General features: G+C 58.5%; 9 protein-coding genes. 8 read left to right on the top strand and 1 reads right to left on the bottom strand.

The window, feature by feature from the left end:
• Window positions 1-14 precede the first annotated feature (14 nt).
• The 4 genes from A3754_RS28695 (at window position 15) to A3754_RS00330 (ending at window position 2,695) form a co-directional block, all read left to right on the top strand.
• Complete coding sequence (locus A3754_RS28695) at window positions 15-98, top strand: tetratricopeptide repeat protein (RefSeq protein WP_255363091.1); 84 nt, start codon at window positions 15-17, stop codon at window positions 96-98.
• Window positions 99-446: 348 nt separating this feature from the next.
• On the top strand, window positions 447-785 hold the full coding sequence (locus A3754_RS00340) for a P-II family nitrogen regulator (RefSeq protein ID WP_063518540.1): 339 nt from the start codon (window positions 447-449) through the stop codon (window positions 783-785).
• An 11-nt stretch (window positions 786-796) separates the two neighbouring features.
• Window positions 797-2,083, top strand: a complete 1,287-nt coding sequence (locus A3754_RS00335) for an ammonium transporter (protein ID WP_063518539.1) — start codon at window positions 797-799, stop codon at window positions 2,081-2,083.
• Window positions 2,084-2,308: 225 nt separating this feature from the next.
• Entirely contained in the window at window positions 2,309-2,695 is a 387-nt protein-coding gene (locus tag A3754_RS00330) for an SCP2 sterol-binding domain-containing protein (RefSeq protein ID WP_007150082.1), read from the top strand.
• A 101-nt stretch (window positions 2,696-2,796) separates the two neighbouring features.
• Here A3754_RS00330 and mobA read toward each other — a convergent pair whose 3' ends face one another.
• Window positions 2,797-3,354, bottom strand: coding sequence for a molybdenum cofactor guanylyltransferase MobA (mobA, locus tag A3754_RS00325; protein WP_063518538.1), 558 nt, complete (start codon window positions 3,352-3,354; stop codon window positions 2,797-2,799).
• A 129-nt stretch (window positions 3,355-3,483) separates the two neighbouring features.
• On the opposite strand from mobA, the gene A3754_RS00320 reads away from it, so the two are divergent.
• From A3754_RS00320 to A3754_RS00305, 4 genes are all read left to right on the top strand, one after another.
• Window positions 3,484-5,433 carry an ATP-dependent DNA helicase gene (locus tag A3754_RS00320; RefSeq protein WP_063518537.1) on the top strand — a complete coding sequence of 650 codons (1,950 nt, stop codon included), beginning with the start codon at window positions 3,484-3,486 and terminating at the stop codon, window positions 5,431-5,433.
• Window positions 5,430-6,104, top strand: coding sequence for a tRNA (adenosine(37)-N6)-threonylcarbamoyltransferase complex dimerization subunit type 1 TsaB (tsaB, locus tag A3754_RS00315; RefSeq protein WP_063518536.1), 675 nt, complete (start codon window positions 5,430-5,432; stop codon window positions 6,102-6,104). The genes A3754_RS00320 and tsaB overlap by 4 nt, the downstream gene beginning before the upstream one ends.
• Entirely contained in the window at window positions 6,101-6,535 is a 435-nt protein-coding gene (locus A3754_RS00310; protein ID WP_082872234.1) for a thioesterase family protein, read from the top strand. Before tsaB ends, A3754_RS00310 begins: the two co-directional genes overlap by 4 nt.
• 109 nt (window positions 6,536-6,644) lie before the next feature.
• Window positions 6,645-6,968 (top strand): undecaprenyl-diphosphate phosphatase (locus A3754_RS00305; protein ID WP_304439759.1); only part of this gene is annotated, 324 nt, incomplete at its 3' end.

Here is a 6,968-nt window from a genome sequence, read left to right as displayed (position 1 = left end):
TCGCCCGCAGTGCATTGCTGGAAGTGTTCGAATGCCTGCCCAAAGGCGATCCGCTGGCCAGTGAATACCGCCGCAAGATGTTCAATTACCTTTACTGAGCCTCCCGCCCAAGGGCAGCGGCCATCTCCGTTGCCCTTTCTGTTCTGCTTTCTTGCCTGTCTTCTCTCTGCTTGCTTTTCTCTCTGCTTGGCGCTGGTGTGTTTTGGTGCGTACCGGCACGTCTTGTGCTGTTTGATCCGGGGGCGTGCGCCAATTTAATGCCGTTGGCGCCCATCCATGGTGCATCTTTATGGTGCGACGTTCTTTTGTGGTGCGCAATGAATAATGTTCACCGCTAACCGATTGAAATCGCGTGCACTATTTTGTGGCCTGATTCTTGAATGCTCCTTGTCGGTGCAAGTTTCCGGCACGTTTTGTGTTGGTGCATGAGGACGAGGAGATACCGAATGAAAATGCTGACTGCGGTGGTCAAGCCGTTTAAGGCCGAAGAGGTGCGTGATGCGCTGGCCCAGATTGGGGTGCAGGGCATGACGATTACCGAGGTAAAGGGGTTTGGACGCCAGAAAGGGCACACCGAACTGTATCGGGGGGCAGAGTACGTGGTGGATTTTGTTCCCAAGGTGAAGCTGGAGCTGGCGGTCCGTGAAGAGCAGCTGGACCAGGCGATCGAGGCAATCATGAAAGCGGCCGGCACCGGCAAGATCGGCGATGGCAAGATTTTCGTGACGGACCTGGAGCAGGTGATCCGTATCCGTACCGGTGAAACTGGCAGCGAAGCCATTTAAGGGGCCCGGCGATGAAAAAATTGATAGCTGTATTGTTGATGTTGCCTTCGCTGGCGCTGGCCGATGGTCTGGATACCGGTGACAGTGCCTGGATTCTCACCGCCACCGCGCTGGTGCTGTTCATGACGCTGCCGGGCCTGAGCCTGTTCTACGGCGGCCTGGTGCGTGCCAAGAACATTCTGTCTGTTTTGATGCAATGTTTCGCCATCACCTGCGCGGTGTCGCTGGTGTGGTTGATCTGCGGTTATTCCCTGGCCTTTTCCGATGGTGGCAGCATGAATGCCTGGATCGGTGGCCTGGACCATGTGTTCTTTTCCGGGATTACCCGGGAGACGCTGGAAGGCACTTTGCCGAAAAGCCTGCACGGGCTGTTCCAGATGACGTTTGCCATCATTACTCCCGCCCTGATCGTCGGTGCCTTTGCCGAGCGCATGCGCTTCGGTCCGATGCTGGCGTTTTCCGTGCTTTGGCTGCTGGGGGTGTATATCCCGGTGTGTCACTGGGTCTGGGGTGGCGGCTGGCTGGCTGACCTGGGGCTGTACGACTTTGCCGGTGGCACCGTGGTGCATATCACTGCCGGTGTGGCCGCGCTGGTGGCCGCCGTGGTGCTGGGTAACCGAAAAGGGTTCCCGACCCAGGGCATGATGCCGCACAACATGACCATGACCGTGACTGGTGCCGGCATGCTGTGGGTGGGCTGGTTCGGTTTCAATGGTGGTTCGGCCCTGGCAGCCAATGGCGATGCGGCCATGGCCATGCTGGTGACGCACATTTCTGCCGCCGCCGGTTCGCTGGCGTGGATTACCATGGAGTGGAAAAAATTCGGCAAGCCATCCGCACTGGGCATTGCGACCGGTATGGTGGCCGGTCTTGGCACGATCACCCCGGCGTCAGGCTTCGTTGGGCCGGCCGCCGCGTTGGTGATTGGCCTGTCTGCGGGTGTGATCTGCTTCTACGCGGTGATCTTTATCAAGCACAAGCTGAAAATCGATGATTCCCTGGATGTCTTCCCGGTTCACGGGGTTGGCGGTATTCTCGGTACCCTGTTTGCCGGTATTTTTGCCTCCACTGAGCTGGGGCTGTTCTCCGGTTACGGCTTTGCCAGGCCCGAGTACACCATGCTGGACCAGCTGGGCGTCCAGGCGCTGGGTGTGGTGGCCACCTTTGTTTACACCGCGGTGGTGACCTGGGTGCTGCTTAAGCTGGTGGCCCTGTTTGCGCCGTTGCGTGTAGATGGCGACGAAGAGACACAGGGCCTGGATATTGCCCTGCATGAAGAGCGTGGCTACGACCTCTGATCGTTTGTTTGACGCTGATTTAAGGCGTTCGAAAAGCCCGGCATTTTGCCGGGCTTTTTTGTCCTATAAGGACGCATCTGCGGCTATTGCCACCCCCTGAGCCTTTCTATAAGGTACGGGTAAGTTTCGAACGCTCGTTTGAATTGGCTAGCAGCAATAAAGCCTGTGCCAGCCCTGTGAAAGGGGGCGTCGAAGTCATATTGATAGGTTTAAGGAGAAACAAGAATGAGCCTGGAATTTCTGTCTGACGAGTGGTTTGCAAAAGTAAAAGAAATCCGTGATGGCGCGGGTAATGTTGAAGCGCCGGCAGCTCTGGCTGACCTGGTAATCAATATCACTGTGAATGCTGACGGTGGCGACAAAGAGCTGGCTCTGGTGGGTGGCATGATCGAAGAAGGTCATCACGCTGACGCTCCGACGACCATGATCCTGCCGGCCGACCTGGCCAAGCGCATCTTCATCGAAGGTGACCAGTCTGCGGGCATGCAAGGCTTCATGAGCGGCCAGATCCGCATTGAAGGCGACATGAGCAAGCTGATGGCGCTGCAAACTGCACAGCCTTCTGCTGATCAGGTAGCCCTGATGAAGCAGATCCAGGACGTGACCGCGTAATACTGCGTTTTCGTTCCATAACAATGCCCGCCTTGTGCGGGCATTGTTGTTTTGAAAGACGCAAACATGCAGCAAGCAACACGCTGCACGCCGGTTGCGTGTTATGTGCCTCTTGCGAGACGTTCGCTGTGATTCAGATTCTGTAACGGCGTGGCCACTGTCACTGGCTGAACGCATAGCTGATCCAGCCAGCCGTGCGCACTGCGCTTGCCCGCATCCAGGTATTCGCTGAGCGAGTCTCGCCAAGGCTCGGCATACAGGGCCAGGCATAGCGGTTGCCGGCGTAGGGGATCGTGGGCAACGCAAATATGCTCCATCGACGCCGCCGCCAACAAATCCTGAACCATGGTTGTGGGCAGGGTCAGCAGGTCACAGGGCAGGCACAGGCACAGGCCGCGGATTTCCCCCAGCGCGGCTTCCAACCCGGCTAGCGGTCCAGGAAAACCGTCGCGCTGATCCGCGACCACCTGATCGGCCCAGGCTTGATAGCGGTCAGCATTGCGATTGGCACTGATCACAATGCGGGTGGGGCGGGGGAGTAGATTATCGAGCAGGTGAGTGACCAGCGGCTTGCAATCCACCTCCACCAGTCCCTTGTCGGCACCGCCCATGCGTTGGCCCTGCCCGCCGGCCAGAATGATTAAGGTATAGTCGACCATATTGCCTTCTCGTCTTGCTCTCGCGTTGGGTTCCGGGGGCGAATCGGCTATGCTCTGCGCGCGCGTTGGGCGATGCTGACAGCTTGTGTTTTGCCAGCCCCGAGTGCAGACACGTTTCAGGGACATTATGTGACTACCGCCCGTAATCATCTTACCGATTTAGCGCGCTTTGCGCCGCTTCTGCCTGGCTACCAGCCCCGTGAACCGCAGCTGGAAATGGCTGATGCGGTGGAAGACGTGATTGGCAGTGGTGCCACCCTGCTGGTCGAAGCGGAAACCGGCACCGGCAAGACGCTGGCTTACCTGGTGCCTGCACTGCTGTCTGAAGGCCCGACGTTGGTGTCCACCGGTACCAAGAGCTTGCAGGACCAGCTGTTCTTCAAAGACCTGCCCATGGTCAAGAAAGCCCTGAACCTGCCGAGAAAAGTGGCGCTGTTAAAAGGGCGTGCCAATTACCTATGCCCGTACCGGTTGGAGTTGCATCAGGAAGACGCCCGTTTTCTCACCCGTGAAACCGTAGGGCAGATGCAGATTGTGGCGCACTGGGCCGGGCGCACCCGTACCGGTGATATCGCCGAGCTGCAACAGATCCCGGAAGATGCGCCAGTATGGCCCTGGGTGACCAGTACCGCGGACAATTGCCTGGGAACGGAGTGCCCCCGCTATAACGAATGCCCCCTGATGAAGGCCCGCAAAGAAGCCCAGGAAGCTGACCTGGTGGTGGTGAATCATCATCTGTTCTTTGCGGATGCCGCATTGCGTGGCAATGGTGCGGCGTCTGAATTATTGCCCACCGCCAACACGGTGATTTTCGATGAGGCACATCAGCTGCCTGAAATTGCCGCGGCGTTTTTTGCGGACACCCTGAGCACACGGCAGATTCAGGAACTGGGCCGCGATAGCCTGTCGGAAGCCGGGCATACCGCAGCCGATCTGGCAGAGCTGAATCGCCTGGTTGCCGCCGTGGATAAAGGGGGCATGGACTTGCGTTTGAGCCTGGGTGACGGTGAGCGCCGTGAGCCCTGGACGGAAGTGGCCGAAAACAAGGCGGTGGTTGAAGCCGGGGAAGCTCTGCTGCAGGCCTTGCAGGAGCTGGACGCCTTCCTCGGACCGTTGGCCAAGGCGAGCAGAGGCATGGACGCCTGTTCCCGGCGGGCCAGTGAGCAGGTGGATTGCCTGGCGGCCTACCTGAAAGGCGGCCAGCCCAACCGGGTGTACTGGTTTGAGACGTTCAAACGTTCAGTGGTGCTGCACAGCACGCCGTTGTCTGTGGCCGCGCAGTTGCGGGCCCAGCGTGAACGTCACCCCTGCAGCTGGATTCTTACTTCAGCCACTTTGTCGGTGGGCGGGCGCTTCGAACATATTCAACATCGCCTGGGGCTGGACTCCGCCCGCACGCTGCGTCTGGAAAGTCCCTTCGATTTCAAACGCCAGGCGGTGTTTTATGCCCCGGAAGGCCTGCCGGCCCCGAACGACCGCGAGTACACCGCACAGCTTACCAATGCCATGGTGCCGGTGATTAATGCGGCGAAAGGGCGCACTTTTTTCCTGTTTACGAGTCACAGAGCGTTACGCGAAGCGGCCGTTATCCTTCGCCAGAAGCTGGATTACCCTTTGCTGGTGCAGGGCGAGTCTGGCCGGCGTGAATTGCTGGAAGCATTCCGGGAGAAGGGCAATGCCGTGTTGCTGGGTACCAGCAGCTTCTGGGAGGGCATTGATGTCCGCGGTGAAGCGCTCAGTTGTGTGATCATTGATAAATTGCCTTTTGGCTCTCCTGGTGACCCGGTGGCGGCAGCGCGTATCGAGCACATTAACCGCAACGGCGGTAATGCGTTCCGCGATTATCAACTTCCCCAGGCGGTGCTGGCCTTGCGCCAGGGGGCCGGGCGGCTGATTCGTGATCCGAAAGACACAGGTTTACTGGTGGTGGCGGACCCGCGGCTGTTAACGCGCAGTTATGGCAAGTTGTTCGTCAACAGCCTGCCCAACATGACCCGCACCCGTAAACTGGACGTGGTGCAACGGTTTTTTGATTATCTGGCCCGGCAGGGCCTGGAAGCGGAAAAGATGGAATCATGACGCGGATACTCGCACTGGAAACCGCAGGCGAAACCTGCTCGGTGGCGTTGCTGGACGATAGCAATGTGGTCGAATGTTTTGAACACGCGCCACGGCGACAGACCGAGCTGGTGCTGCCAATGGTTGAAGGGCTGCTGGCCGATGCCGGGGTCCGCTTGAAGGACCTTGATGGCATTGCCTTCGGCCATGGCCCGGGCGCGTTCACCGGCGTGCGTGTGGCTGCCGCGGTGACTCAGGGGCTGGCGTTTTCGGCGGACCTGCCCGTGGTGGGGATTTCCACCCTGGCGGCCTGCGCACTCAGTGCGCAGGCGATACAGGCGCACTCCCATGTGATTGCCTGTTTCGACGCACGTATGGGCGAGCTGTACCTGGGTGCCTATGAGTGTGAGGACGGCGCGGCCAATGCGGTTCTCAACGATGGCCTGTTTAACCCCGATGCCTTGCCGGATTTGCCGTCGGCGGACTGGATGATTGTCGGTTCCGGGCTGGTCTACCAGGACGCGCTGGTGGCGGCCTATGGCGCAAGCCACTGCGTTGTTGACGCCCATCCCCATGCGAAAGCGGTGGCGCAACTGGCATTATCAGCATTCGAACGCGGAGAGGGTGTCAGTGCGGAGCTGGCACAGCCAGTCTATTTGCGAGACCAAGTGATTCAGGGAGCTGTACGATGATCAACTGGGACCTTCCCAATGTGCATGAGCTGACGGTGACCGTACCAGCCGAAGCCATTGATGTGATGGGGCATGTGAACAACACCGAGTACCTGCGCTTTATGGAGCAGATCGCCTGGCATCACACCACCGAACTGGGATTGGGCTGGGACCTGTATCAGAAGCTCAACCGGGGCATGGTGGCGCGCCACACCGAAGTGGATTATCTGGCCCCGGCCTTTGAGGGTGAAAACCTGAAAATCGGCACCTGGATCGTTCACAATGATGAGCGCATCAGTATTACCCGCCGTTATCAGATTGTGCGTGAATCCGATGGCCTGACCCTGCTGCGCGGTCGTACCCGTTGGGTGTGTGTGGCACTGGATTCCGGCAAGCCGCGGCGTATGCCCCCGGAGTTCCTGAAGGGTTATCAGATTACCGCTGACGAATAGAAAACGTTACGAGTGACGAGGAGCGAGTTTCGAAAACCAAACCGGTTTTGATGTTCGCTCCTCGCAACTAGTGACTCGTCACTGACGTTTCATTTAATAAGGATATTCCATGGATTGGTTTCAGGCTCTGGTTTTGGCCCTGATACAGGGGCTCACCGAGTTCCTCCCTATCTCCAGTTCCGCCCACTTGATTCTTCCATCACAGATTTTGGGCTGGCCCGATCAGGGGCTGGCTTTTGATGTGGCGGTGCATTTGGGCACCTTGCTGGCGGTGATGGTGTATTACCGCCGTGATCTGGTGGCCATGGTAGGCGGCGCTGGCGTGGCGGTGCAGCAGCGGCAAATGAATGATGACCTGAAGCTGGGGTTACTGGTGGTGCTGGCCACCATTCCGGCTGTGGCGTTCGGTTTTCTTGGTGATGATTTTATTGAG

It is taken from the genome of Alcanivorax sp. HI0083 (assembly GCF_001635175.1).
This window is presented reverse-complemented; position numbering and strand designations above follow the sequence as displayed.

What these genes read in the sequence shown, in the direction of transcription:
- mobA (WP_063518538.1), bottom strand. Translation starts at nt 3,354, where the DNA reads ATGGTCGACTATACCTTAATCATTCTGGCCGGCGGGCAGGGCCAACGC.
- A3754_RS00340 (WP_063518540.1), top strand. Translation starts at nt 447, where the DNA reads ATGAAAATGCTGACTGCGGTGGTCAAGCCGTTTAAGGCCGAAGAGGTG.
- A3754_RS00310 (WP_082872234.1), top strand. Translation starts at nt 6,101, where the DNA reads ATGATCAACTGGGACCTTCCCAATGTGCATGAGCTGACGGTGACCGTA.
- A3754_RS00335 (WP_063518539.1), top strand. Translation starts at nt 797, where the DNA reads ATGAAAAAATTGATAGCTGTATTGTTGATGTTGCCTTCGCTGGCGCTG.
- tsaB (WP_063518536.1), top strand. Translation starts at nt 5,430, where the DNA reads ATGACGCGGATACTCGCACTGGAAACCGCAGGCGAAACCTGCTCGGTG.
- A3754_RS00330 (WP_007150082.1), top strand. Translation starts at nt 2,309, where the DNA reads ATGAGCCTGGAATTTCTGTCTGACGAGTGGTTTGCAAAAGTAAAAGAA.